This window comes from Staphylococcus pasteuri, assembly GCF_003970495.1.
GTDB lineage: Bacteria > Bacillota > Bacilli > Staphylococcales > Staphylococcaceae > Staphylococcus > Staphylococcus pasteuri.
Genome location: NZ_RXWW01000055.1, coordinates 1 through 357, shown reverse-complemented (window position 1 = coordinate 357; position 357 = coordinate 1). Strand labels below are relative to the sequence as shown.

2 tRNA genes are annotated in these 357 nt (G+C 40.6%); both read left to right on the top strand.

Annotation, left to right across the window (positions count from 1 at the left end):
* Positions 1-102 precede the first annotated feature (102 nt).
* Positions 103-179 (top strand) — tRNA-Ile (locus tag CD121_RS07870).
* Between the two features lie 19 nt (positions 180-198).
* Positions 199-274 (top strand) — tRNA-Ala (locus tag CD121_RS07865).
* Positions 275-357: the final 83 nt, after the last annotated feature.

Genomic DNA, 357 nt, shown 5'->3' with positions numbered 1-357 from the left:
CCTCCTTTCTAAGGATATATTCGGAACATCTTCGTAGAAGATGAAGGAATAACATTGACATATTGTATTCAGTTTTGATTGTTTGTTTTACAAATAATTAATGGGCCTATAGCTCAGCTGGTTAGAGCGCACGCCTGATAAGCGTGAGGTCGGTGGTTCGAGTCCACTTAGGCCCACCATTAATTCAATATTTTATTTGGGGGCTTAGCTCAGATGGGAGAGCGCCTGCTTTGCACGCAGGAGGTCAGCGGTTCGATCCCGCTAGTCTCCACCATATAAATTGTACATTGAAAACTAGATAAGTAAGTAAAATATAGATTTTACCAAGCAAAACCGAGTGAATTAGAGTTTTAAAGC